Genomic DNA, 24,088 nt, shown 5'->3' on the forward strand with positions numbered 1-24,088 from the left:
CATCGTGAGCAGGCTCGCTCCCACAGTTTTTTGTGTGCACCGCATGACTCGGCACTATCATCGGTCGAATCGATTCAGGGCCTGCTCCAGCCCTTCGCGACATTCAGCGACCATGCGTGTCACCAGTTCTGCGCAGGTCGGGATGTCGTCGACCAGGCCGATGACCTGGCTGGCACAGACGAGACCTGCCGTGATGTCACCCGACTCCAGGCCTGCAAGGCCGCGTTCGCCCGACAACAGGTGCTTCAAGTCGTCATAGGTGGCGCCACCCGGGCGCTGCTCAAGGGCGACAATTGCTTGCGAGACGCCATTGGTAAAGAACCGCGCGGTTCGCCTGAGGGTTCTCTTGATCAAGGTGGTATCGCGCTCCGTCGCTGCCAGCAAGGCCGCCTTGATATCGTCGTGGATGGCGGATTCCCGGGTCAGCATGAAGCGCGTGCCCATGTTCACGCCGTCGGCACCCAAGGCCAGTGCGGCGGCCATGCTGCGCCCGTTGGCGATGCCACCGGAGGCGATAAAGGGAATCTTCAGGACCTTGCCCAACGCCGGGATCATGATCAGGGCAGGGACATCGTCCTCACCACAATGCCCACCGGCTTCGAAGCCGTCAATCGAAATGACATCGGCGCCGTAACGCTCCGCCGACAGGGCATGGCGTACCGACGTGCACTTGTGAATGACCTTGATGCCGTGCGCCTTCAACCGGGCAATGACCGGCTGGGGGTTGTTGCCGGCCGTTTCGACGATACGCACATCGCCCTGGATGATCGCGTCGATCCAGCCGTCATAGTTCACGTCATTGGCGGTCAGTGACAGCGTGAGGTTCACGCCGAAGGGTTTGCAGGTCAGTTCACGGGTGCGATCGATTTCACGGCGCAGGTCGTCCGGTGTGGGCTGTGTGCGCGCCGTCACCATGCCCAGGGCGCCGGCGTTCGATACGGCGGCGGCCAGTTGCGCGCGCCCGACCCACTGCATGCCGCCTTCAATGATCGGATACTGGATGCCCAGCAGTTCGGTAATACGGGTTTTCATGATGGTCATCCAATGAGAAAGGAATGCCCGGTATAGAAAAAAAGTAGGAACAGAAATGTTCGATAGAGGAGGGTGACCGCCCACTACATCGAAGCATTTCTGCTCCTACGAAGCTTGTAAAACGAGAGTCAGGCTTGATGATGGACAATCAGCTCGGCCGATCACACCCCCTGTAACGGGTAGGCCAGGCATCCATCAGGTTCGCCCCGGAAAGTTGGGCGCACGCTTTTCGAAAAAGGCTGCCACCCCTTCTTCCAGCGTTGGCAGATCGAGCAACGGGTGTTGGCATTGGCCTAATGCGCAGGATGATCCGGCCCACCCCACGCGGGTGGGTCGGTGACGGGTGGCCAGGGCTTAACCTGCAAACCTGATTCGAAGCCTCGTGCGCAGTGTGCGGGGCAGTCAGGAGCAAGGGGTTGAGCGTCGTGAGTCGTACCATTTCCACTCTGGCAGGAACCCGCCGCAAACTCGACGGCGGCGTTCTGTTCGGCCATACACCGCGGCAGAAATGGTCGCAATGGATGGCGCCGGACCTGGACAACCGGGTCGACATTGCATCCCGGGCATTGCTGGTGCAGCAGGATAGAAAAAACATCCTCGTGCTGGCCGGCGCCGATGCGTTGCTGGCGCCGATACCCCGTGCCTGCCGCTGCCAGCCAGCCGTTTCGGGGTTGCTGGAAAGCCTGGCGCAGCACGGTTTGGGCGAAGACGATATCGATGCGGTGGTGCTGACCCATCTGCATGCACCGCTGTCCGAGGAACTGCTTGAACGGGTCAGGGAAGGGGAGATGCCACGGCTGCTGTTTCGCAAGGCGCATTACCTGGTGGGCGAACGCCACTGGGTGCGAGCACGCCACCCCCATCCACGTGATCGGGAGCTGTTCATCTCGCCGCTCTTGCATCGCCTGGAAAACAGCGGGCGCCTTATCCTGATCGATGGCCATGGCTGCGACCGCCTCGGAAGCGGGTGGCATTTTCATTTCAGCGACGGCTACACACCTGGGCAACTGTTGCCGGAAATCCTGCTGCCCGGCGGGCCTGTGGTGTTTGTCGGCGACCTGATCCCGGGAACGCACTGGCTGAGCCTGAACGTCAACAGCGCCTATGATCGCAATCCCGAATGCGTGGCCGGGGACAAGGAGCGCCTGCTCGATCATCTGGTGGCGATGCGCGGGCGCCTGTTCTTTTCCGTGGACCCGGACGTCGCCATGGTCAAGGTCATGCGCGACCGGCAATCACGTTATGTTCCCTTTGATCCTTACACGTCGCTCCATCGCTTCGACAATTGAGCTTTCGGCTGTCGATTGAGAACCCGGACAGGTTACTCCTCGCAATCCGTCGCCATCGGTGACCTGGTCAGTCTCTGATTTTGTCCAAGGCCGAAACAATGCGCTCAGCCGCATCCTGGTCACCGCGGTGTTTGAGTTCGCTAGCCACTTGGTTCAACTGCTGCGCCGTGAGGCCAACATTCATGCTGATCTTCAGGTGCGACTCCAACTGCGGCGCCAACCCTGGCATCGCGGCAAGTGCCCCAACAGTGGCCAGCTCACGAGCAGCCCAATCGAGGTTGTCTCGGGCGAAGATATCCCCGAACAGGTGAACCTTCAGAAACTGGTCAATGGCAGGGGCGAACTCAAACAGCGGCCCTGAGACCGGCGCTCCCACCAGACGGGTTTGATTGTCGGTGCCCAGTTCGAGCAAGGCATGGCCCGACGGCACGGGGCCTGGTTCGCGCCCCGGTTCGTCGTGAACGCCGCGTGCTTCGCGCTCTTGCAACAAACTCATCAGTTGCGAAAGTGCATTGAGGCTGCGCGGGAAACCGGCATACGCATAGAGCTGAACCAGGATTTCCTTGCACTCACTAATCGTTAGGCCGGCATCGAGACCGCGATTGAGCGCGTCGCGCAAACGGGGCATATCGCCGGTCGCCATGCTGGCGCCGATAGAGGCGACAGCCAGTTGTTTTGCAGTCAGGGTTTGTTCAGTCACCATCTTTGTCTCCGAATTGTGTGTGGTACTGGCGAAGCTGTAAGACGAGTTGAAGGTTGACGGGCCGGCGCTATCTGTCGCAGCCGATAGGGCACAGGGCATCCAGGCCGCCAGCCAGAGGCCCTTCCATGCAAGGGAATGATTGCTGAACATGGCCTTGCTCCTTGGATAGGTGGGTTCACCGGGTGTGCGATACCGGCGAACGTGAAGTTAGAAAAGTCAGCAGGGCGGCCAGCATCAGCAGCGCGGCGCTGGCGATAAATGTGCTCTGGTAGCCGAGCGCGTCAAACAGTACGCCGCCGACGGTGGAGCCCACTGCGATAGCCAATTGAACAATCGCCACCATCAGGCCGCCGCCCGCTTCGGCGTGATCCGGCAAGGCGTGCGCAATCCAGCTCCACCAACCCACTGGCGCTGCCGTCGCAATAAAGCCCCAGAGTCCGAGCAATACCGCTACAGCGATAACCCCGGTGCCAGCAGGAATCAGCGCCAGCGCAATAACCGCCATCAGCAGCGAGATGGTGCTCAAGGTGCCGTAGAGGCTGCGCTTGAGGACTACACCGATCAGCGTTGTGCCGCAAAAGCCAGCGACGCCTATCACCAATAGCAGCAGAGAAAGAGTCGGCACCTTGACCTGGGTGACCGTTTCCAGAAACGGGCGCAGGTAGGTGAACAGCGCAAATTGGCCCATGAAAAACAAGCCAGCGGCGGCCATGCCTAGCGCCACCGTGCGATTTTTCAGCAGTTTGAAAACATTGCCGGCACCCGGCGAACGCTTCTGTGTTGGCATGCTCGGCAAGCTTAGCCACTGCCAAACCAGCGCAATCAACGCCACTGGGACCAGGCACAGGAACGCACCACGCCAACCCACCACCGAGCCCAGATAACTGCCCAGTGGCGCTGCCACCACCGTCGCCAGGGCGTTGCCGCTGTTGAAAACAGCCAGCGCCCTGGGCACCTGTGCAGCAGGTACCAGGCGCATCGCAGTGGCTGCCGACATCGACCAGAATCCGCCAATCACTACGCCGATCAGGGCTCGCCCAGCCATGTAGATCAGGTAGTTTGGAGCAAGCGCCACAACGGTGCCCGATACGGCCATCAAACCGGTCAGGGCCAGTAGCAGGGTCTTTCTGTTCAGGGTACCGGCGATCCAGCTGATCGACAGGCTGGCCAACACCGCAAACGCGCCCGATATGGCAAGGCCCTGGCCCGCCAGGCCTTGGCTGACCTGCAGGTCGTTTGCCAAGGGTGTCAGCAGGCTGACGGGCATGAATTCCGAGGCGATCAGTGCGAATACGCATAGCGTCATCGCATAAACACCTCCCCAATGACCGGTACGCGTACCTGTCTCGCTCAAGGCGGTGGCGTGCAGTTGGACGTCAGCGGTCATTTCAGGTGTTCCTGAAAGAACCGGGTCAGCTTGGCGAAAGGAATCAGGTCGACGCGGTCGTACAGATCGACATGGCCTGCGTTGGGCACGATGACCAGCTCTTTAGGTTCGCCTGCCAGGCGAAACGCCTCTTCGCTGAACTCGCGGGAGTGGGCGTTTTCACCTGCAATAAACAACATCGGGCGAGGCGAAATGCTCTCGATATCGACGAATGGGTAGAAATTCATGAACTTGGTATTACTGCTCAGCGTCGGGCGGGTGGTCTGTTGCGGCGTGGAACCGGCCGGGGTGAATTCGCCACGCGGGGTGCGGTAGAAGTCAAAGAACTCGCGTTGAACAGGGTGAGTGTCGGCATTGAGCTCCTGCACCGTGCCGCCGGTGAATTCGATCTTGCCACCCATAAATTCCGTATAACGCTGCTCGGCCGCCGCCGCGATGAGCAGCTTGCGCGCCTCAAGGGTTTGCGAATGCTTGAGCCCGTTGCGGTTGGCAGCGCCCATGTCATACATGCTGACAGTGGCGATGGCTTTCATGCGCGGGTCGATCTTGGCGGCACTGATGACAAAGCTGCCGCTGCCACAAATCCCCAGCGCACCAATGCGCTGGCGGTCGATAAACGGCCGCGTGCCGAGGTAATCCACGGCGGCACTGAAGTCCTCGGCGTACATGTCTGGCAGTACCGCGTTACGTGGTCGTCCTTCGCTTTCGCCCCAGAACGACAAATCCAGCGCCAGGGTAACGAAGCCTTGTTCCGCCAATTTTTGCGCATAGAGGTTGGAGCTTTGCTCCTTGACCGCGCCCATGGGGTGGCCAACGATAATGGCCGGGCTGCGGGTGGCGCTGTCCAGACCTTTTGGCATGAACAGATTGCCCACGACGTTGAGCTGGTACTGATTTTTGAAGCTGACCTTTTGTACGGTCACCTTGTCACTTTTAAAGAAATTATCTGCACCGTTGGACATGTCGGCTCCTAAGGCGGTGAATGAACTGATTAGCAACCCGAGCATTACGAGAAGTCTTTTCATGGGGCATCCTTCTTGACAGAAAGCTGAAGGCGACGTAGCGCGAGGCTCGCCCCTCTTCATGGCGAGAAGCTGGGATGCGGGGTAGTGTTACGCAATAACCAGATTTTGATTAGCTAATGAATGCTTAATGCGGCTATAACCGTATCTAATCAATCAATCGAGCGTGTCCGCGATGGCCAAACCCAATTTCAATGATTTGCTGGCTTTCGTGACGGTGGCGCGGGTGGGCAGCTTTACCCGCGCGGCGGTACAGCTTGGGGTGACGCAATCGGCAGTGAGTCAGGTGGTTTCCGCACTGGAAGCTCGTTTGAAAATTCGCTTGCTGACCCGCACTACGCGCAGCGTATCGCTGACCGCGGCGGGCGAGCGATTGCTGGAAGCGGTGGGCCGTCGCTTCGATGAAATCGAGGCCGAAGTGCAAGCGTTGACCGAGCTGCGCGATAAACCGGCCGGGACGGTACGCATTACCTGCGGCGACAATGTCATCAAGACAACGCTGTTGCCCAAGTTGACGCCGTTGCTGCAGATGTACCCGGATATCAAGCTGGAATTCGATATCAACTATGGCTTCCGCGATATCGTCGCCGACCGCTTCGATGCCGGCGTGCGCTTCAGCGAAACGGTGGCCCAGGACATGATCGCCGTGCCCATCGGCCCGCCTATACGAATGGCCGTCGTTGCTGCGCCAGGCTATTTCGCGAAAAACCCCGCCCCCGAACACCCTCGCGATCTGGCGGCACACCGCTGTATCGATATCCGCTTTCCCACCTATGACGGCGTGGATGCATGGGAATTCGAACGCCTGGGCAAGAAGGTTAAAGTACGTGTAGACGGCCAGTTGGTATTCAACTCCACCACCCATATCGCCGATGCTGCGGTGGGTGGGCTGGGTATCGCTTATCTGCCCGAAGACGAGTTTGCCCAAGAACTCACCGACGGGCGGCTTATCCGGGTACTGGAGGACTGGTGTGAACCCTTCGGCGGCTTTCATCTGTATTACCCCAGCCGCCGACAACCCTCCCAGGCGTTTTCGCTGGTAGTCGATGCGTTACGGGTTGATCGTTTGCCGCCGACCGGTTGAATCCACTGCCTCTAAAAGTTGATTTTGAAGCCCAGCATCGCGTCATACCCATGACTGTCCCCGTCGAACCCCTGGCGATAACCCGCCGAAGCGGTAAACGTGGTGCGTCGATTGGCCTGGTAGTCGACGCCCAGATTGACTTCACCCCAGGTGCCCTGGATGTCTGACTCGAACGGAACGTAACCCGACTCAGAGGAAAACTCGGTCTTCGGTTGCCCTTTGAACTCATGCCAGACACTGGGACGAACCCATGCGTTGGTACGCCGTTCGCTCTTGTCGACGCCTTCGGTTTCCCAGTCCTTGGCGATGCGCACACCGAGCCGTCCGATCAGTGAGTCCACATCCTTGAACCGAACGTTGGCGCCGACGTCGTCGCTGCTGTCCAGGTCGACGTAGCTGTAGATGGCCTGCAACTGCGGTTCGACGTACCAGTCCTTGTCAATCTCGTAGGGGTAGCCGTTTTCCAGCGAGGCGGTGTAGCCCCAACCGCGGGTTTTCAGTTTGGCCAGGTCGTTGGGCTTGGCCTCGATGTCGAAGCGGTTGACCTGCAACACACCGTCCAGATACCAGCCGGACGGGCCGAAGTGCGTCCAGTACGCGCCCACGCCGTAAGCGCGCAGGGTGTCTTCACCGGCGGGACGGCGGGTGTAGTGGCTGACGCCTGCGTCGATGGTGCCGGCCGATAGCGATATACCGGCCTGTTCATGACTGCCATCGGTCCTGACCTTGCGGTAGAGGTCGGTGCCGACCTGGAAGGCGGTCAGGTCGTAGTTGTACTCGGGCGTATTGCCCAAGGCGTTCTTGCGATCACCGTCCTGTTTGCCACTGCGATAGATGACCCTTCCCCAGCCCATGGACGGGGCCAAAGCGGACTCATCTTCCTTGGGCAATGGATCGCCGGCATTGAGGCGTTCTTCGCCGACCCGCTCGTGCAAGGTATCGACCATTGTCCTGCCGTAGACCAGCGCCAGCGCCGGAACCGCGCCGTACAGCGAAACCTCCGGCCGAAAATTCGGGACGGGCGCGGGAGCTGGATCGGGATCCGGGGTCGGATCAGGCGTTGGATCAGGCGTTGGATCAGGATCAGGATCAGGATCCGGAGTCGGATCGGGGTTCGGGTCTGGAGGAACAGGGGGAGCAGGGGGAGCAGGGGGCGTGGGAGCATCCGAACGCAGGAACCAGGTGTCCCTGGCGGTGCCATCCTCGGCACCTCGTTGCAGGCGATACTCATACGGCCCTGCGACGGCCCTGCTGGCCAGGCGAAACGCGGTGGGGTCACTGGCGCCGTCGGTTTTGTTCAGCAACTCGACGACAGCGATGCCGTTGCCCTGGGTCAATTCGCCCTGTCCGCCGACATTACTCACGGTAACCCCGGTGGCACCGCCGCTGCCGGTGCTGGTCGAGTCCACCACCAGCATGTCGGAGCGACTGTTGGTGCCGCCAGCGTTCAAGGTGGTGTTGAGCAGCAGTCTGCCGCCATTGGACACGAAGGTCCCGCCGCCATCGGTACCGGCGGTGGTCGCGCCACTGATCAACAGCACATTGCCCACGGTGTTGGTGCCGGCCGCAAGGTCGAGCGTGCCGCTGTGGGTGAAGCTGTTCACGCCGAGTAATTGGCCTTGCACCGCGCCACCCGGCGTCGGTGTATTAGCCGCTTGGCCCAAGGGCAGATAGGCACCGCTGGCATTGAAATTGACGATGCCTGTAGCGGGTTGCGCTGCCAGGCGAATGACGCCGCTGTTGTCGATACTGTTGTTGCCGGAAGAACCCAGGTTGCTGGTCGCAATACCCCAGGTATCACGCGTGCCGCTGCCGGCGCTGTCGGCGAAATTGCGCAAGATCCAGGTGCCGCTGTTGGTCACCGTACTGGCGGCACTGACGGCATTGACCGACCCGGTCATCTGACCGGTATTGTTGAGCGTGAAATTCGTCCCGGGCGTGGTTGCATCGGCACGCACCGCTGAATCGCTGAGCGCACCGATCACACCGGTGTTCGTCAACGTCTGGGTTGCACCGCCCAGCGTGACGCCGCTGCTGTCTGCCCATCCACCTTGAAGGGTCGCGCTGTTGCTGACGCTGACCGCGCCGCCCTCGGTCAATGCATCAATGGCCGACGACCCCGTGCCCTTGGTGGTAATCGCCCCGGTGTTGCTGACCGAGAGCGTGGCCGCGCCGGATGCTTGCGCGAGAATCCCCTGGCTGTCGCTGGCACCCAGCGTCTGAATCGGCCCGGTGTTGACGACGGTTTGCTGGCCACTGACGGACAACGTTCTGATGCCACGCTGCTGATTGCCGCGAGCGATCAGTTCCCCACTGTTACTCACATTCAGGGTGCCCACGCCGGTGCCCGAGTTGAATGCGTTGCCCGCCAGAATCGCCGCACCCTGGCCATTGACGTCAATCAGCGGCCCGGTGAACGTGACACTGGTATTTCCGCCCAGGGTCAGTGCCTGTATGCCAAAGGAGCCAATGCCACTGCCATCGCCCGACCCGGCATCGGAGTGCGTGATGATCGTGCCACCGGAATTGACGTCCACGGTGCCTGTAGGTGATTGGGTCGTCGCATAAATCCCGTTGGCGTTGCTGTTGATCGTTTCGATACGGTTGCCGGAGTAGTCGACCCGGACATTGCCGCCCGTCGAGTCGACCCGGATGCCACCCGCGCCAAAGCCACTGGCGAAGATGTTGCCGGAATAGTCGATAAGGACATTGTTGTTTTCGGCGCTGACGATGATGCCGTAGGCACGCGTGGTGTTCAGCCCGCCGAGCACGGTGAGATTGCCGCTGCCGGTGATGGTCGCATCACCGGTACCGCGCTTGATCACGTAGATCGCTCGCGAGCCGGCAGTATTGGCCGTGTTGCCGACGTTGATAGCGGCGTTGTTTGCAATGCTGATCGAGCCGGTAGCGCCAGCGTTATCGTTGGCATAGATACCATGTCCGCCGCCCCCGGTGGTGGTGATCGCACCGGTGTTGGTGATGTCGATGCTGCCAACGGTAGAGAAGGAACGAATGCCGAAACCATTGACGCCATTGGCGCTGAGTGTCCCGCTGTTGCTCAACCGGGTATTGCCGGCGCCGCCTTCGGTGAAGAGGCCGAAGGCGTTCATGCCGATGGCCTGGACAGTCGCTGCGTTCACCAGGGTGGTGTTGCCATTGATCGCACGGGTGTGGACACCGGCGTGGTTGCCAATGCCAGCGGTAGGCAAGGTATCGTCGGTAATGGGATCGCCGGCGGACAGCGCATCGTCGTTGTTCACCAGGATGCTGACCCCGGCACCGACACTGACGCTGGTGTCGCCGCTGCCGGTGGCTTTGGTCCAGATGCCGTTGCCGCCGAGGAGGGTGATCTGGCCACTGCCATCGTGGGTCACGTTGATCCCGCCGCCGCCACTACCATTCACATCGATCCCGTCGTGTTCGTTGCCGACCACGGTGTTGAGGATGTTCAGGGTGGTGCCGGAAGTGACGGAAAACGTCGACAGCCCACTGCTGGCATTGGTTATGGCCAGTGCGTCGAGTCCGCTGCCACCCACGTTGACCGTGTTGGTGCCGCCATTGACGCTCAGGGACGCATTGCCGGTGGATCCGATTACGTTAGAGAACACCGCGTTTGCAGCCGTCGGTGGCGTGCTATTGATCGTGGTGCCGCTGAGGGCAACGGTCGAGTTGGCGTTGTTGCCTCGACCAAGCACCGAGGAGCCGGCAGTGGTGGTGATGGCCGTACCCGCTTGAGTACTGATCGAGGCATCGACGCTGGCGGCAGGCGTACAGGTTTGCGAAACGTTGTAGGTTCCGACGGCAAGCGGTCCACAGGCGGCCTGGGCATCCGCCAGCGTCAGGACATTGGCCATGGCGACCAGCAAGGCGCTACGTTTGAAATGCGGGGCAAACCCGACACGGAAATGGTCGCGAGCGCTTTTCATTGAAACCTCCCTGTTCAACTCTCACCGATGCCTGCCAGCCAACGGGTTATGGCATGGCAATTACAGCTATAAACCTTAGTTGGTAATTCGCATATCGGGGGAACTGAAAGGGGGCGACCATCTGATGAAGGTCAAATATCACCGATGCGGTATTCGCCTCAATTTCACTCGCCCGCTTACCAGGAGGTCTATCCAATGCTTCAATGGGAGCTCGTGCAGCCAGCGGGAACGTTGCCGCGTGCGGCTCAGGGTAAGCTCTTCGGTGATTTCGGGAGCAAGGCAGGCGAGATGCTGGGTGACTTTTTGTATGGTGAGGTATCAGAGTGAATGAAGTTGCCCCTGGATTGATTGCGTTGCTGATCCTTGCACCCATGATACTGGCTATGGTCGTACAGTGTTACATAGCCCATAAATACACTGAACGCTTTGAGTCGTTTCTTACGAATTGTATCTAATTCTGTGTAAGCAGAAGGAATGTTCCATTCAAGAATTTTCTGCCTCGGGCGCACGGAAGGCCTTGCTGTAGTAGCCGGACTGGTCGAAACAGCAAACGTGCTTCTTGCCGGATGCAAGCATCTCGCAGGCATCACCCATTCGTTTTGCGCGCGTCTTGAGTTGCTTGGCTGAAGTAATCCAGTGTATCCAGTCGACTCGTGCGATGGTCGTCGTATTCTTCCAGACTTTACTAGCCTCGGGATGGGCTGCCAGTGCCTCCTGAAAATCTGCCGGGATGTCAGGCTCGGGTTCCTTCTTCACAGGGGTCAGCTCCAGTGTAACGACATCCCCAACGGCCGCGCCTGCGGCTTCGAGTAATTCTCTACTGACCTGCAGCCAATGGCTCAGCTGACCATCCGGCTCAAGGGTTGCCTGGAAAGGGTGACCATTGATTGTGCCTTCAACGGTCGTCCTTCCTCGCCTCGGAAGCTGTTCACTTGCGTCTCTGGGCAGTACCAGGAACGCCCACGACGCATCATTTTCAGGCTTTGCCGGACGAAGAAGCTTTGCTTCGAATCGGGATTTCACATCGATTGTTGTCATTGCAACTCCTCCAACTAATTCGCCTGGAAAAGGGGATAGATCAATCTAGTCGTATTTTTTCCCTGGCGAACGATTCCTTAACGGTAGATAAATCGTCAGGGCAGGCTCACCGTAATCAGGTAATGCCCGGACCTTACCGGCGCACCTGCGCCGTCCACTAATTGGTATTGCTGATCGTAATAGCGACCCTGATCCCTGTCCGCGAGCAGTTTAACCGTGATGTCGGCGGGAGCACTGGTCGGGTCGATGTGACGGACATTGACGACCGGGGTGCGACCTGTAGCGGGGCAGGTTTTCAGATGGAGAGTGGAATCTTTACCCACGCCCGGACTGCAGCCCCGTTCAACGATGCCGCCCTCGAAGCGGATCGAACCTGGGGCAGCAGGCGTGGCCGCCCAACATGTACCGTTCAATGCCAGGAAAATACTGACAGCAACAGGCAGGGACTTGAAGTTCATGGCTCACACTCCTTCGGGTTGTAAGGTCGTCATTGCCGGACAGAACTTAAGGCTTCAGGATAGTGCACATCTTTTTTCCACCGAGCCACTGTTAAGAAATCTCATGCCTGCACACATTCGTCTGGCTGTACCCGCTGATGCGCCGTTGTTGCCCCGCATTGAACGTTCCGCTGCCCAGGCATTCCGCTCGATCGATGGACTGGGTTGGCTTGCGGATGCCGCCACCCTGAGTGTCGAACGCCATCGGCAGTTGATCGCGTTATCGACGTGTTGGGTGGCCGTGGATGCGCAAGGGCAGCCTCAAGGTTTCCTCAGCGCAGAACGCCATGGCAGCGATCTTCATATCGAGGAATTGTCGGTCTGTCAGTCCATGCAGGGCCAGGGTTGGGGGCGAAAACTGGTTGAAACGGCGATGGACCATGCGCGATCGAACCACCTGCGTTGCGTGACGCTGACGACCTTTACCCACGTGCCGTGGAATGCCCCCTTTTACCAGCGTCTTGGGTTCCTGGATAACGCCGGGGCTACTTTGGATGAGCGTTTGGCAGACATCCTGGCACAAGAGTATGCCCACGGTTTTGAACCCGGTATGCGATGCGCCATGTCGTGGCGGGTGGCCCAAACCCGATAGTGTTCAATGGGCGACAGAGTCATTGCTCATTTTGGTCGTTTTTGGGTAAGCGACCGCGGAACACACTTTTTGCATCGTCCCTTTTTGCATCCACCCTGAAAAACGTCTGATTACGGACCTGTAGGAGCGAGCTTGCTCGCGAAGGACGTCCAGGCAACGCGATCATCCAGATAGCCCGCGTTATCGTTGACGTCCATCGCAAGCAAGCTTGCTCCTACAGGGGAGCACGGCTTGCCCGCGGTGGCGGCCTTGTTGGTCAGCGGCGCCATTTGCGCCACGTCGGCGCGCAAACCGTCGGTGCTATGATCTGGGCATCCATATCTCGCCAAGTGATCGCCCATGGACCGCTTGTCTACCTTGTTGTCCCAGTTCGGCGTGCGTGCAAACCTGTTTTTCAACGGCAAGCTGTGCGGCCTGTCGTCCTACGACGGCGCTGAAGGGCGGGGTTATATCCACCTGCTGCAGGCGGGTAACGTCACCTTGCTGGGGCCCGATCGCGAGGACGTGCCGCTGACCCGGCCCAGCCTGATTTTCCTGCCACGCCCCAGCCGGCATCAACTGTTTGCCGGTGAGTCCGAGGGCGCTCAACTGTTGTGTGCGTCCATGGCGTTCGAGGGCGGGGTCGATAACCCGTTGTCGGCTTCGTTACCCGATTGCCTGGTGCTGTCCCTGGATGAGCTGCCCATGTTGGCCGACATACTGAAATGGATGTTCGGCGAGGCGGCGGATGTGCATTGTGGCAGGGAGGCCGCGTTGGAGCGTTTGTTCGAACTGTTGATCATCCTGTTATTCCGGCATCTGCTGGATCACCGCCAGTTGCGGACCGGAATGATGGCGGGCCTGGCCGATTCGCGGCTGGCGCGCTCTCTGGTGCAGATTCACAACGCGCCTGAGCGTGCCTGGTCGATTGCGCAATTGGCGAGCGAGTCGAACATGTCCCGCGCGGCCTACGCCGTGCATTTCCGGGAGGTGATCGGGCAGACGCCTGCCGAGTATCTGTTGAGTTGGCGCATCAGCCTGGCGCAGAAACGTCTGCGGGAAGGGCGGTCGATAACGCTGATCGCCGCCGAAGTCGGCTATGAAAGCCCTTCGGCACTGGCCCGCGCGTTTCGACGCAAGACGGGTTACAGCCCGCGGGACTGGATGAAAGATCTGACGGGAGAAGATGATGGGGCAATGGCCTGAAAGCGTCGAACTGCTTCAGGCCATTGCGGGAGGTCGATCATCGGGTTTAACGGCTTTGCAACTTGGTCAGGGAATGGCCGGCGACGAATATCGAAGCGGCAAGCAAGCCAATGTCCTTGAGAAGAAACTGGCCCGGCGCAACCGTGATGGCGGGAAAACCGAGGCCGGGTTCGATCACGCCGGGGGTCGAGAACATGAAGCTCAAGGTGGTGAAGAACAGCCCGGCAGACAGCGCGCCACCGATCAACGACAGCTTGGGCGACAGCAAGCGACCTGCAATCAGGACACCGATCGAGACCTCCAGAACGCCGAGCAGGCTTGCGAAGGTATCGACGCTGAAGATGTCATAGACCCAACCCAGGAAAGGGCTGTTGCTCACCAGCGGAACCAGCCCGACGGCTTCGTAGTGGGTGAACTTCATCCCGCCGAACCAGAAGTAAATGACGGCGAGGGCAAAGTAGGCACCGTAGGTACCCACCGCCATGGTTTTGATCCCGAGCGTTGAAGGGATTTGGGCGTTGTGGGTTCTGTTGTTGTCGATGCTTAAGGTTTTCATGATCAAGGCTTCCAGGAGTGTGGTGAGGAACGCTAATCAGCAACCCGGCGCGGTGTGCGTTGGGAGTGGAGCCAGTGTTGCCTTTGCGTGCACACTCGTGGCGTCTGAACGTATTGCGTTCAGTGCAGATCGTCTTGACTCATTGCAGGTCTTGAAAGAGCAGGCGCTGTGAAAGAACGTCGATGAACACCCGGATTCGGGCCGGAACATGATCGCCAGCCGCCCTGAGCGCGTAAATGCCAGAGGTGCTCGGAGCGGAAAACTCCTGCAGCACCGGTAAATGGCTTCATCAATCGCCAGCCTGCAACGCACCCTGGAGGGCACCCATGACCATGTCATGCAGCAGCTTGCGGCGTGCTGCCTTGCTTGGCTGAGACTCTCCAACCCAGCCCGGCAGTTGGTTGAGCAGGGAAACGATGCCGCTCAAGGTGGCGCGCCGGCTGACGCTCACCGGTACACCGGTGAGCTGCTCTATCGTACCCACCAGGTGTTCCTCGTAGCGCCGACGCAAGGCCAGGATCGAGGCACGCTGTTCGTTGCTCAGACAATGGAGGTCATACTCCGCCAAGCGGAAATGCGCCCCCATACGATCATGCAACAGCAGGTGCGACTCAAGCAGAGCGTGCAGTCGTACAGCCGGTGCGGATTTGCGACGGTTCACCAGGCCTGCGCCATGCAGCAACTGTTCGTAGAGTTCCTCGATCAATTCGAACAGCAGGGCCTCCTTGCTATCGATGTGGTTGTAAACGGAGCCGACCTTTATTCCCAGGCAAGCGGCCAGGTCGCGCATGCTGACCCGACTGAAGCCACATCTGGCAAATAGCTCGAGGGCTTTTTCCCGGGTTTGCAGGTAGCGCGAGGGATGAGTTTGTTCGATGGGCCCTGCCAAAAGAGTCGACGGGCCGGCACGGCGGGCCGTAAACAGCCGGGACGCAGTCATGGAATCGATACCTCCATCGTGGCTCATCGATTTCATATGCGAAACTGACCCAATAATCGATTGAGCTGGTCCGCCATTTGGCCCAATTTCTGGCTGGCCTCGTTGGACTGGTCTGCTGCCTGGGCATTCTCGAGGGCCAGCGAGGTGGCGTGGGTGACATTCTGGTTGATGTCCTCGACCACGTGGGACTGCTCCAGGGTGGCACTGGCAATTGAGGCATTCAGTTCAGTGAGATTGCGCAGTGCGCTAATGACCTGGTGCAGGCTTTCGCCGGTCTCGCGGGCCTGTTCCACGGTTTGCTGAGCGGCCTGGCTGCTGGCATTGATGACGTTCACCGCCGCTTCCGAGTTGCCCTGCAGGCGTTCGATCATGACCTGAATCTGTGCGGTGGACTGCTGGGTGCGCTGGGCCAGCAGGCGCACTTCGTCTGCTACCACGGCGAAGCCACGACCCTGTTCGCCGGCGCGCGCCGCCTCAATGGCGGCATTCAGCGCCAGCAGGTTGGTCTGCTCGGCGATGGCGCGGATCACTTCCAGCACGCTGCCGATCTGGGTGCTTTCCTGGGCCAGGCTCTGAATCACTTCCACAGCCTGGCCGATGGTCTCGGACAACTGGTCGATCTGGCGCAGGCTGCTGTCGATATTGTGCTGGCCCTTGCAGGCCTGCTCATCGGCCCGGCGTACTTCGTTGGCGGCGTGCTCGGCGTTCCTCGCCACTTCCTGCACAGCATGGGAAACCTCGTGAATGGCGGTGGCCACCAGTTCCATTTGCTGTGATTGCTGTTGGCATTGGCGCTGGTTATTGCCGGCAATCTCTGCGAGCGATTGCGAGGCCTGGTCCAGGCCGCCAGCGGTCTGCATGGACTGACCGATCACAGTGCGCAGCTTGCTGGTGAACGCGTTGAAGTGGCCGCTCAGCGCGGTCACTTCATCGCGCCAGCGACTGTCCAGGTTGTGGGTCAGGTCGGCTTCGCTGCTGGCGATGTTCTCCATTGCGTTGACCACCTGTGCCAATGGCGAGGCAATGCTGCGGGCAATCAGCAGGATCAGCGCGCTGAGCACCAGGGTGATCGTCAGCAGAATGACGAAGGCCTGTATCAACTGGCGGCGGAACTCGACTTGCACGTCGTCGATGTAGATGCCCGAGCCCACGATCCAGCCCCAAGGCTTGAACAGTTCGACGTAGGAAACCTTCTCCACCGGCGCGTCGGAGCCCGGTTTTGGCCAACGGTAGCGCACCAGGCCGGAGCCGTCGCGTACGGCCACGGCAACCATCTCGTCGAACAGTGCCTTGCCATCAGGGTCGCGAGTGCCGGCCATGCGCTTGCCCTCAAGCTTGCCATTGGGGTGCATGACCATGCGTGTGTCGAGGTCTTCGATCCAGAAGTAGTCCTCGCGGTCGTAGCGCAGATCGCGTATGACCGCGCTGGCCTGTTGTTGCGCCTGCTCACGAGTGAGGCCGTGGCCTTCCAGGCTCTGGAAATGGCGCAGGATGCCGCTGGCGGTCTCGACCACATGACGGGTTTTCAGCGCCTTGGCCGCATAGAGGTCGTCATGGTTCTGCTTGAGCATCAGGCCAGCGAGAATCAGCAGCATCAGGATGGACGTCAGCAGGATCAACCACAGGCGGCGGCTGATGGGAATATTACGCAGGCCGAGCATGGGCAACTCCGGAAGGCGGGCAGAAAAGGGGGCGGCCGCACGCGGGGAGCGTCCGGCCAAGGGCTCAGAGCGCGTAGTGGGCCAGTTCGCGAGCGATCAGCAGGCGCTGGACCTCGCTGGTGCCTTCGTAGATCTGGGTAATGCGTGCATCGCGGTAGTAGCGCTCCACCGGGTAATCCTCCAGGTAGCCATAACCGCCATGGATCTGCAGGGCGCTGGAGCACACGCGCTCCGCCATTTCCGAGGCGAACAGCTTGGCCTGTGAAGCTTCTGACAAGCACGGTTGCCCGGCACTTTTCAGGCGAGCGGCATGCAGCACCAGCAGGCGGGTAGCATTGAGCCGGGTGTGCATATCGGCGAGCAGGTTGGACACGCTCTGGTGTTCGATGATCGGCTTGCCGAACTGGATGCGTTCGCGGGCGTACCCCAGCGCGGCCTCGAAGGCGGCGCGGGCAATGCCCAAGGCCTGGGCGGCGATACCGATGCGACCGCCTTCCAGGTTCGACAGTGCGATGGCCAGGCCCTTGCCGCGTTCGCCCAGCAGATTGGCCTCGGGGATCGAGCAGTTGTTCAGGGTCACCGCGCAGGTATCGGACGCCTTGATGCCCATCTTGTGTTCGCTGCGGTCAACCACGAATCCGGGATTGTCAGTCGGCACCAGGAAAGCCGACAGGCCCTTCTTGCCCAGTTGCGCATCGGTGACGGCAAAGACAATGGCCAGCCTGGCGCGCTTGCCGTTGCTGACGAACTGCTTGGCGCCGTTGATGACCCAGTGGCCGTCGCGCAATTCGGCGCGAGTGCGCAGGTTGTGGGCTTCGGTGCCGGCCTGTGGCTCGGTCAGGCAGAAGCAGCCAATGGCCTGGCCGCTGGCCAAAAGCGGCAGCCAGTCGTCTTGCTGGGATGGGCTGCCATATTTCAGCAGAGGACCACAGCCGACCGAATTGTGGATGCTCATCAATGCCCCGAGGGCACCGTCGCCGGCCGAAATTTCCTCTACGGCCAGGGCGTAGGCCACATAGTCGGTGTAGCTGCCACCCCAGGTGTCCGGCACCACCATGCCCAGCAGGCCCAGTTCACCCATCTGCGCTACCACGGCGTCATCGATCCAGCCGGCCTTTTCCCAGCCTTGGGCAAACGGGCCGACTTCGCTGCGGGCGAAGTCGCGTGCCATGTCGCGGATCATGCGTTGTTCTTCGGTCAATTCGATATCGTGCATTGCGAGTCTCCTGCCGATCAGGCGGTACGAAGGGGTTTGCCAGCGGCCGGGCGAAAGCCGCTGAAGAAGGCCTGCACCCGCGCAGGTACCAGCTCCGCCAGGGTTGGCGGGTTCCAGCGTGGGGTCTTGTCCTTGTCGATGATCAGGGCGCGCACCCCCTCCATCAGGTCGCCCTTGTCGAACCACTGATAGTCCAGGTGCAGTTCCAGGGAAAAACAGTCGGCCAGGCTCAGGTACCGACCGCGACGCAACAGCTCCAGCGTCGTCGCCATTGCCAGCGGCGAGCGGCTGTCGAGCAGCTCGACCGTCTGTTCGGCCCAGTCGCGTAGCTCGGGGCGCTGCTCGCGCTGCAGGGCGTTGCGAATCGCCGACACATCAGGCAGGGCGAAGTATTCATCGATCACCTGGCGATAGGCCTTGAGTTCCGATCCCGCAATGCGCTCGGTGGCCAGGCTGGCGAGCAGGTCTTGCAGGTCTTCGTCGGGCGCACGGGTCCAGTTCAGATGATCCAGGGCGGCATCCAGTTCGACCAGCCGCTCGCTGGGCAGACAGTAGTCGGCCAGGTTGGCATAGAGCGCATCGGCGGCACGTACCTGGCAGCCTGTAACCCCCAGATAGATACCCAGCTCACCCGGAAGGCGCGGCAGGAAATAGCTGCCGCCGACATCGGGGAAAAAGCCGATGCCGACTTCCGGCATGCCCATCCGCGTGCGCTCCGTGATCACCCTCAGCGAGGCAGCCTGTGCCAGGCCCATGCCGCCGCCCAGGACAAAACCATCCAGCAGCGCCAGCACCGGTTTGGAGTAGCCATGCAGGTACTCGTCGAGGGCGTACTCTTCCTCGAGGAACAGCTCGTGCAGGTTGTCCCCGGCCTTGTGACTGTCATACAGCATGCGGATGTCGCCGCCGGCGCAGAAGGCTTTTTCCCCGGCGCCACGGATGGTCACGGCGACAATCTCCGGGTCCTGTTCCCAGACCCACAGGTGCCGGCATAGCAGTGTCACCATGGGCAGGTCCAGGGTGTTCAACGCGCCTGGTCGATTCAGCGTCAGGTGACCGATTCGATTGCGCACACTGGCCAGCACTGGTGCTTGCTGCTCGTTCATGCCTGGGCTTCCCCACGGAACAGTTTGATGATGGCGGAGAAGTCCAGACCGCCGTTTCCTTGCAGGCTGAAGGTCTGGTACAGCTGCTGGGCTGCAGCACCGAGCACCACCGGCTGACGCGCCTGTTTGGCGGCTTCGGTGGCGAGGCCCAGGTCCTTGAGCATCAGGTCGGTACCAAAGCCGCCACTGTAACCACGCGAGGCCGGAGCATTTTCCAGCACGCCCGGGAACGGATTGTTGATCTCAGAGCTCCAGCAGCGACCGGTGGAGGTACCGATTACACCGGCCAGCACCTTGGCGTCCATGCCCAGGGCCACACCCAGGGCCATGGCCTCGGCGACGCCGACCATGGAAATGCCCAGCAGCATGTTGTTGGCGATCTTGGCCACCTGGCCGTTACCTGCTGCGCCGCAGTGCACGATGTTTCTGCCCATGGCCGAGAGGATCGGCAGGGCCTGGTCGTACACGCTGACCGGGCCGCCCACCATGAAAGTCAGGGTGCCAGCCGTCGCGCCGCCGGTGCCGCCGGAGACCGGCGCGTCGAGCATCGGGTTGCCTTGGGCAAGGGCGAATCTGGCCACCTCGCGGGCACTTAGCGGGTCGATGGTGGAACTGTCGATCAACAGCACGCCTTGGCCAATATTGGCCAACAGGCCGTCCTTGCCGCGATAGACCTGCTTCACATGGTCTGCGGTTGGCAGCATGGTGATGATCACTTCAACCCCGGCCTTGGCCACGCCGGCGGGTGAGTCCGCGGCGCTGGCGCCAGCCTCGACCAGGGCGGCGACTGCCTGCGCAAAGGGATCGAAGACGGTCAGGCTGTGGCCAGCCTTGAGCAGGTTGCGGGCCATTGGGCCGCCCATGTTGCCGAGGCCGAGAAATCCGATATGCATGATGACTACCTTTTGCGTGTGGCGACGCGCTGTTGCGCATCGACCAGTAATGTCTGGCATTGCACCGTTCAGCTCCTGGCCGGCCGACGTTGTGCGCCGGCCGGCTGGGATCATTTCAGGGTGATGGTGGTGTTCACTGTACCGCCGGTGTCATCTTCGTCGAACCAGCGCTGGGTGACCGTCTTGGTCTGGGTGTAGAAGGTCACCACTTGCTTGCCGTAAGGGCCCAGGTCGCCGAGCTTGGACGCGCGCGAACCGGAGAAGGAAAACAGCGGGACCGGTACTGGAATCGGCACGTTGATGCCCACCTGGCCGACGTCGATTTCTTCCTGGAAGTGACGGGCAGCGGCGCCGGAGCGGGTGAACAGGGCGGTACCGTTGCCATTCGGGTTGGCGTTGATGATCTCGATCGCCTCGCTCAGGCTGGCGGCCTGCATGACGCACAGCACCGGGCCGAAGATTTCCTCGCGGTACACGGACATTTGCGCAGTGACGCTGGAGAAGATGGTCGGGCCGACGAAATTGCCGTCCTGGTAGCCGGGCACGCTCGGGTTGCGTCCATCGAGTTCGAGCCTGGCGCCTTCTTCGATGCCGCTGGCGATCAGGCTGTTGACGCGATCCAGTGCCGCGCAGGAGATCACCGGGCCGATGTCGGTGCCAGGTTCGGTGCCGGCATTGATCTTGAGGGTTTTGGTCCGCTCGATCAGGTCCGGCAACCAGCTCTGCGCTTCACCCACCAGGATCACCACTGGCAGGGCCATGCAGCGCTGGCCGGCGGCGCCGAAGGAGGCGCCCAGCAGGTTGTTCAACGTCTGCTGCTTGTTGGCATCGGGCAGGACGATGGCATGGTTCTTCGCGCCCATCATGCACTGTGCGCGCTTGCCGTTCTGGGTGGCGCGGTTGTAGACATGGGTGCCGACCTTGGTCGAACCCACGAAGGACACGGCCTTGATGTCCGGGTGGTCGCAAATCAGGTTCACCGCATCGACGCCACCATGGATGACGTTGAGCACTCCCTTGGGTACACCGGCCTCCAGCGCCAGTTCAACCAGGCGCATGGTCACCAGTGGGTCTTGCTCGGACGGCTTGAGGATAAAGGTGTTGCCGGTAGCGATGGCCATCGGGAACATCCACAACGGGATCATCGCCGGGAAGTTGAACGGGGTGATGCCGGCGCACACGCCCAGCGGCTGCATCAAGGTATAGGTGTCGACACCGTTGGCAACGTTATTGGCCAACTCACCCATCTGCAGGTTACCGATGGCGGTGGCGTGCTCGACCACCTCCAGACCGCGGAACACATCACCTTCGGCATCCGGCAGGGTCTTGCCCTGTTCGGCGGTGAGCAGGGCGGCCAGTTCCTTGATGTTCTCGCGGATCAGCTGCTGGTACTTGAAGAAGATCCGGGAGCGGGCGCCGATCGGCGTCTTGCGCCAGGTCTTGAACGCTTCCTTGGCGCTGGCCACGGCAGCGTCCATTTCCTCGGCGGTGGCGAAGGGCACGCGAGCCAGGACTTCCTGAGTCGCCGGGTTGACCACGTCGCGCCACTGAGTGCTGCGTGATTCGACGAACTCGCCGTTGATGAGAAGCTTGACGCTTGGAATGCTGGAAGAGGTCATTTTCAGTTCTGCCTACTTTCTTTGGGTCGAGTTAAGCCACTCGGCCTGGATGGCCGAGCGGTCGGAATTGAATTCAGGAGGGCCGGCGTACCGGCCCGGGTTCAGCCCTTGAGCTGTGGGAAGTCTTCTTCGAAGTACTCTTGAGCGCCGCGCGCATCACTCTGGCGGCGCTGCACTTCCATCTGGCGCAGTTCCACCCGGCGGATTTTCCCGGAGATGGTCTTGGGCAGTTCGCTGACGAATTCGATGCGCCGCACCCGCTTGTACGGCGCCAGATGCTCGCGGGCGAAGGCGAGGATACTGCCGGCGAGCTCGGCGCTGCCGGGTTCGTCATGGGCCAGGATGAGGAAAGCCTTGGGCACGGCCAGGCGAAGCGGATCGGGGCTTGGGACCACGGCCACTTCCATCACCGCCGGGTGCTCGATCAGTGCGCTTTCCAGCTCAAAGGGGCTGATGCGGTAGTCGGAGGCCTTGAACACGTCGTCGGCGCGGCCGACAAAGGTGATGTAGCCCTCGGCGTCGATCTGCGCGGTGTCGCCGGTGCGGTAGTAGCCGTCGCGCATCACTTCGGCGGTTTTTTCCGGGCTGTCCTCATAGCACAGCATCAGGCCAAGTGGACGCACGTCCAACGGCAGGGCGACTTCGCCCTCATTGCCGGGTACCCCGTCGGGGTCGAGCATGGTCACCCGGTAGCCCGGCAGCGGACGGCCCATTGAGCCGGGTTTGAGCACCTGGCCGGGGGTGTTGCCGACCAGGGCGGTGGTTTCCGACTGGCCGAAGCCGTCTCGCAGCGGCAAGTCCCAGGCATGCAGGATCTGCTCGATGATCTCCGGGTTGAGTGGCTCACCGGCGCCCACCAGTTCGCGCAGGCACAGGCGCGCCTTGTAACTGGCCAGGTCCTCCTGGATCAGCATGCGCCACACGGTCGGCGGGGCGCACAGGCTGGTGACGCCGTAGCGCTCCAGGGTGCCGAGCAGGGTCGGGGCACTGAAGCGCGCGACATTGTGGATGAAGATGCAGGCGCCGGCGTTCCAGGGGGCGAAGAGGCAGCTCCAGGCGTGCTTGGCCCAGCCCGGTGACGAGATGTTCAAGTGCAGGTCACCCGGTTGCAGGCCGATCCAGTACATGGTCGACAGGTGGCCAACCGGGTAACTCTGGTGGCTGTGCAGCACCATCTTCGGCTTGGAGGTGGTACCGGAGGTGAAGTACAGCAGCATCGGGTCGGTGGCCAGGGTGCGGCCTTCGACGTCGAACTGCTCGGAATACTCGCTGGCGGCGCTGTGCGGGGTCCAGCCAGCGGGGGCCGGGCCGACGCAGATGCGACTGCAGCCGTCACCCAGGCCGACGAACTTGTCGACATGGGCGCTGCCGACCACCAGATGACGAACCTGGCCGCGCTCGATGCGGTCGCCCAGGTCATCGGGGGTCAGCAGGGCGGTGGCGGGGATAACCACGGCGCCAAGCTTGAAGGCGGCCAGCATGGTTTCCCACAGGGCGACGTCGTTGCCGAGCATCAGCAGGATGCGCTCGCCGCGGCGCACACCGAGGGCACGCAAGTGGTTGGCCACCTGATTGGAGCGTGAGGCCAGTTGCTGGAAGCTGTAGCGCTGCTCGCTGCCGTCTTCTTCGACGATCCACAGGGCGTTGGCCTGGTTGCCCTCGGCCATGGCATCGAAGTAATCCAGGGCCCAGTTGAACTCGTTCAGTTGCGGCCAGCGGAAGTCACGCACGGCAGTGGCGTAGTCGGTACGGTGGGCCAGCAGGAAATCGCGAGCGGCGAGGAAGGGTTGGCAGTTGCTGTTCATTTAAGTCTCCATCGATCGCGGGGGCGATCGGCGCGGTAACGGGTACGGGATGGTCAAGCGGCGAGGGGGGCTTCGCTGCGGGCAGCAATGCGTACCGGACGCGTGCAGGTACCTGAGAGCGGGGAGACGATGGCAAGCATGGATGTTTTCACGGTGGATGCCCTTGTTTGTTTTTGTTGGGTCTGGCCCGGTTCAAGACCAGGCGCTTGGGTTCAGTATATGCATGCAAAAATCAATTAAAAATGCTCATAATCACCGGTACGTTGTGCAAAAAAATCATAGCTGTGGCGCGTTGGATGGGAGGCCGTTCGCACTGTCAGAGAATGCGAGCGGCCCCGTCTGGCGGGGGGTTACCAGAGCGCCAGGGTATAGCTGAGGATCAGGCGGTTTTCATCCAGGTCGCTGCCAAAGTGGGTCGAGCGAACCGTCGCGTTACGCCATTTCACGCCGACGTTTTTCAATGCACCGCTTTGCACCACATAACCAATGTCGGTATCGCGTTCCCATTCCTTGCCTTGCAGGCGGTTGCTGCCCAGA

The 24,088-nt window shown here is 61.1% G+C and carries 20 protein-coding genes; 4 read left to right on the forward strand and 16 right to left on the reverse strand.

All coding sequences use genetic code 11. The features are described from left to right. Positions 1-57: 57 nt before the first annotated feature. The gene (locus SOP95_RS30185) at positions 58-1,041 is read right to left on the reverse strand and encodes an NAD(P)H-dependent flavin oxidoreductase (RefSeq protein ID WP_323609326.1); all 984 of its coding nucleotides are present in this window, start codon (positions 1,039-1,041) and stop codon (positions 58-60) included. A 416-nt stretch (positions 1,042-1,457) separates the two neighbouring features. On the opposite strand from SOP95_RS30185, the gene SOP95_RS30190 reads away from it, so the two are divergent. Further along, a complete protein-coding gene (locus SOP95_RS30190; RefSeq protein WP_323609327.1) occupies positions 1,458-2,321 on the forward strand; it encodes an MBL fold metallo-hydrolase in 864 nt (287 codons plus the stop codon). 67 nt (positions 2,322-2,388) lie between these two features. On the opposite strand, the gene SOP95_RS30195 is transcribed toward SOP95_RS30190, so the two are convergent. Genes SOP95_RS30195 through SOP95_RS30205 form a run of 3 tightly spaced genes read right to left on the reverse strand, consistent with a single transcriptional unit; the run spans position 2,389 to position 5,436 of the window. Further along, the gene (locus SOP95_RS30195) at positions 2,389-3,174 is read right to left on the reverse strand and encodes a carboxymuconolactone decarboxylase family protein (protein ID WP_323609328.1); all 786 of its coding nucleotides are present in this window, start codon (positions 3,172-3,174) and stop codon (positions 2,389-2,391) included. A 25-nt stretch (positions 3,175-3,199) separates the two neighbouring features. After that, positions 3,200-4,411: an MFS transporter gene (locus SOP95_RS30200; protein WP_274076759.1), complete on the reverse strand. Its 1,212-nt coding sequence runs from the start codon at positions 4,409-4,411 to the stop codon at positions 3,200-3,202. Beyond that, on the reverse strand, positions 4,408-5,436 hold the full coding sequence (locus SOP95_RS30205) for an alpha/beta hydrolase (protein ID WP_323609329.1): 1,029 nt from the start codon (positions 5,434-5,436) through the stop codon (positions 4,408-4,410). The genes SOP95_RS30200 and SOP95_RS30205 overlap by 4 nt, the downstream gene beginning before the upstream one ends. Before the next feature lie 172 nt (positions 5,437-5,608). Here SOP95_RS30205 and SOP95_RS30210 point away from each other — a divergent pair, with 172 nt between their 5' ends. Then, a complete protein-coding gene (locus tag SOP95_RS30210; protein WP_323609331.1) occupies positions 5,609-6,517 on the forward strand; it encodes a LysR family transcriptional regulator in 909 nt (302 codons plus the stop codon). A gap of 11 nt (positions 6,518-6,528) precedes the next feature. Here SOP95_RS30210 and SOP95_RS30215 read toward each other — a convergent pair whose 3' ends face one another. From SOP95_RS30215 to SOP95_RS30225, 3 genes are all read right to left on the reverse strand, one after another. Continuing rightward, complete coding sequence (locus SOP95_RS30215; protein ID WP_323609332.1) at positions 6,529-10,443, reverse strand: autotransporter outer membrane beta-barrel domain-containing protein; 3,915 nt, start codon at positions 10,441-10,443, stop codon at positions 6,529-6,531. 483 nt (positions 10,444-10,926) lie between these two features. Then, entirely contained in the window at positions 10,927-11,481 is a 555-nt protein-coding gene (locus SOP95_RS30220; RefSeq protein WP_323609333.1) for a YdeI/OmpD-associated family protein, read from the reverse strand. A 95-nt stretch (positions 11,482-11,576) separates the two neighbouring features. Next, positions 11,577-11,939 (reverse strand): type 1 fimbrial protein, encoded by a 363-nt coding sequence (locus tag SOP95_RS30225; RefSeq protein WP_323609334.1) that lies wholly within the window; start codon positions 11,937-11,939, stop codon positions 11,577-11,579. A 103-nt stretch (positions 11,940-12,042) separates the two neighbouring features. Between SOP95_RS30225 and SOP95_RS30230 the strand changes: the two genes are divergently transcribed. Then, complete coding sequence (locus tag SOP95_RS30230) at positions 12,043-12,570, forward strand: GNAT family N-acetyltransferase (RefSeq protein ID WP_323609345.1); 528 nt, start codon at positions 12,043-12,045, stop codon at positions 12,568-12,570. Positions 12,571-12,909: 339 nt separating this feature from the next. Continuing rightward, positions 12,910-13,755 carry a helix-turn-helix transcriptional regulator gene (locus SOP95_RS30235; protein WP_323609336.1) on the forward strand — a complete coding sequence of 282 codons (846 nt, stop codon included), beginning with the start codon at positions 12,910-12,912 and terminating at the stop codon, positions 13,753-13,755. Positions 13,756-13,801: 46 nt separating this feature from the next. Here SOP95_RS30235 and SOP95_RS30240 read toward each other — a convergent pair whose 3' ends face one another. From SOP95_RS30240 to SOP95_RS30280, 9 genes are all read right to left on the reverse strand, one after another. Continuing rightward, positions 13,802-14,311 carry a YkgB family protein gene (locus SOP95_RS30240; protein WP_323609337.1) on the reverse strand — a complete coding sequence of 170 codons (510 nt, stop codon included), beginning with the start codon at positions 14,309-14,311 and terminating at the stop codon, positions 13,802-13,804. A gap of 289 nt (positions 14,312-14,600) precedes the next feature. Further along, complete coding sequence (locus tag SOP95_RS30245) at positions 14,601-15,251, reverse strand: TetR/AcrR family transcriptional regulator (protein WP_323609338.1); 651 nt, start codon at positions 15,249-15,251, stop codon at positions 14,601-14,603. 32 nt (positions 15,252-15,283) lie between these two features. Continuing rightward, the gene (locus SOP95_RS30250) at positions 15,284-16,912 is read right to left on the reverse strand and encodes a methyl-accepting chemotaxis protein (RefSeq protein ID WP_323609339.1); all 1,629 of its coding nucleotides are present in this window, start codon (positions 16,910-16,912) and stop codon (positions 15,284-15,286) included. 64 nt (positions 16,913-16,976) lie between these two features. Next, a complete protein-coding gene (locus tag SOP95_RS30255; protein ID WP_323609340.1) occupies positions 16,977-18,128 on the reverse strand; it encodes an acyl-CoA dehydrogenase family protein in 1,152 nt (383 codons plus the stop codon). A 17-nt stretch (positions 18,129-18,145) separates the two neighbouring features. After that, the gene (locus SOP95_RS30260; protein ID WP_323609341.1) at positions 18,146-19,234 is read right to left on the reverse strand and encodes an enoyl-CoA hydratase/isomerase family protein; all 1,089 of its coding nucleotides are present in this window, start codon (positions 19,232-19,234) and stop codon (positions 18,146-18,148) included. Beyond that, a complete protein-coding gene (mmsB, locus tag SOP95_RS30265; RefSeq protein WP_274076772.1) occupies positions 19,231-20,127 on the reverse strand; it encodes a 3-hydroxyisobutyrate dehydrogenase in 897 nt (298 codons plus the stop codon). Before mmsB ends, SOP95_RS30260 begins: the two co-directional genes overlap by 4 nt. Positions 20,128-20,237: 110 nt before the next feature. Then, positions 20,238-21,746, reverse strand: coding sequence for a CoA-acylating methylmalonate-semialdehyde dehydrogenase (locus SOP95_RS30270; RefSeq protein WP_323609342.1), 1,509 nt, complete (start codon positions 21,744-21,746; stop codon positions 20,238-20,240). Between the two features lie 101 nt (positions 21,747-21,847). Further along, the gene (locus SOP95_RS30275) at positions 21,848-23,551 is read right to left on the reverse strand and encodes an AMP-binding protein (protein WP_323609343.1); all 1,704 of its coding nucleotides are present in this window, start codon (positions 23,549-23,551) and stop codon (positions 21,848-21,850) included. A gap of 350 nt (positions 23,552-23,901) precedes the next feature. Further along, positions 23,902-24,088: OprD family outer membrane porin (locus SOP95_RS30280; RefSeq protein ID WP_323609344.1), on the reverse strand; the 187-nt coding region annotated here is incomplete at its 5' end.

This window comes from Pseudomonas sp. YuFO8, assembly GCF_035065025.1.
Classification (GTDB): domain Bacteria; phylum Pseudomonadota; class Gammaproteobacteria; order Pseudomonadales; family Pseudomonadaceae; genus Aquipseudomonas; species Aquipseudomonas putida_AE.

Coding starts and splice junctions, on each gene's coding strand:
- SOP95_RS30220 (WP_323609333.1), bottom strand. CDS start 11,481: ATGACAACAATCGATGTGAAATCCCGATTCGAAGCAAAGCTTCTTCGT.
- SOP95_RS30240 (WP_323609337.1), bottom strand. CDS start 14,311: ATGAAAACCTTAAGCATCGACAACAACAGAACCCACAACGCCCAAATC.
- SOP95_RS30250 (WP_323609339.1), bottom strand. CDS start 16,912: ATGCTCGGCCTGCGTAATATTCCCATCAGCCGCCGCCTGTGGTTGATC.
- SOP95_RS30205 (WP_323609329.1), bottom strand. CDS start 5,436: ATGAAAAGACTTCTCGTAATGCTCGGGTTGCTAATCAGTTCATTCACC.
- SOP95_RS30245 (WP_323609338.1), bottom strand. CDS start 15,251: ATGACTGCGTCCCGGCTGTTTACGGCCCGCCGTGCCGGCCCGTCGACT.
- SOP95_RS30210 (WP_323609331.1), top strand. CDS start 5,609: ATGGCCAAACCCAATTTCAATGATTTGCTGGCTTTCGTGACGGTGGCG.
- SOP95_RS30225 (WP_323609334.1), bottom strand. CDS start 11,939: ATGAACTTCAAGTCCCTGCCTGTTGCTGTCAGTATTTTCCTGGCATTG.
- SOP95_RS30270 (WP_323609342.1), bottom strand. CDS start 21,746: ATGACCTCTTCCAGCATTCCAAGCGTCAAGCTTCTCATCAACGGCGAG.
- SOP95_RS30230 (WP_323609345.1), top strand. CDS start 12,043: ATGCCTGCACACATTCGTCTGGCTGTACCCGCTGATGCGCCGTTGTTG.
- SOP95_RS30200 (WP_274076759.1), bottom strand. CDS start 4,411: ATGACCGCTGACGTCCAACTGCACGCCACCGCCTTGAGCGAGACAGGT.
- SOP95_RS30195 (WP_323609328.1), bottom strand. CDS start 3,174: ATGTTCAGCAATCATTCCCTTGCATGGAAGGGCCTCTGGCTGGCGGCC.
- SOP95_RS30260 (WP_323609341.1), bottom strand. CDS start 19,234: ATGAACGAGCAGCAAGCACCAGTGCTGGCCAGTGTGCGCAATCGAATC.
- SOP95_RS30255 (WP_323609340.1), bottom strand. CDS start 18,128: ATGCACGATATCGAATTGACCGAAGAACAACGCATGATCCGCGACATG.
- SOP95_RS30235 (WP_323609336.1), top strand. CDS start 12,910: ATGGACCGCTTGTCTACCTTGTTGTCCCAGTTCGGCGTGCGTGCAAAC.
- SOP95_RS30275 (WP_323609343.1), bottom strand. CDS start 23,551: ATGAACAGCAACTGCCAACCCTTCCTCGCCGCTCGCGATTTCCTGCTG.
- SOP95_RS30185 (WP_323609326.1), bottom strand. CDS start 1,041: ATGACCATCATGAAAACCCGTATTACCGAACTGCTGGGCATCCAGTAT.
- mmsB (WP_274076772.1), bottom strand. CDS start 20,127: ATGCATATCGGATTTCTCGGCCTCGGCAACATGGGCGGCCCAATGGCC.
- SOP95_RS30215 (WP_323609332.1), bottom strand. CDS start 10,443: ATGAAAAGCGCTCGCGACCATTTCCGTGTCGGGTTTGCCCCGCATTTC.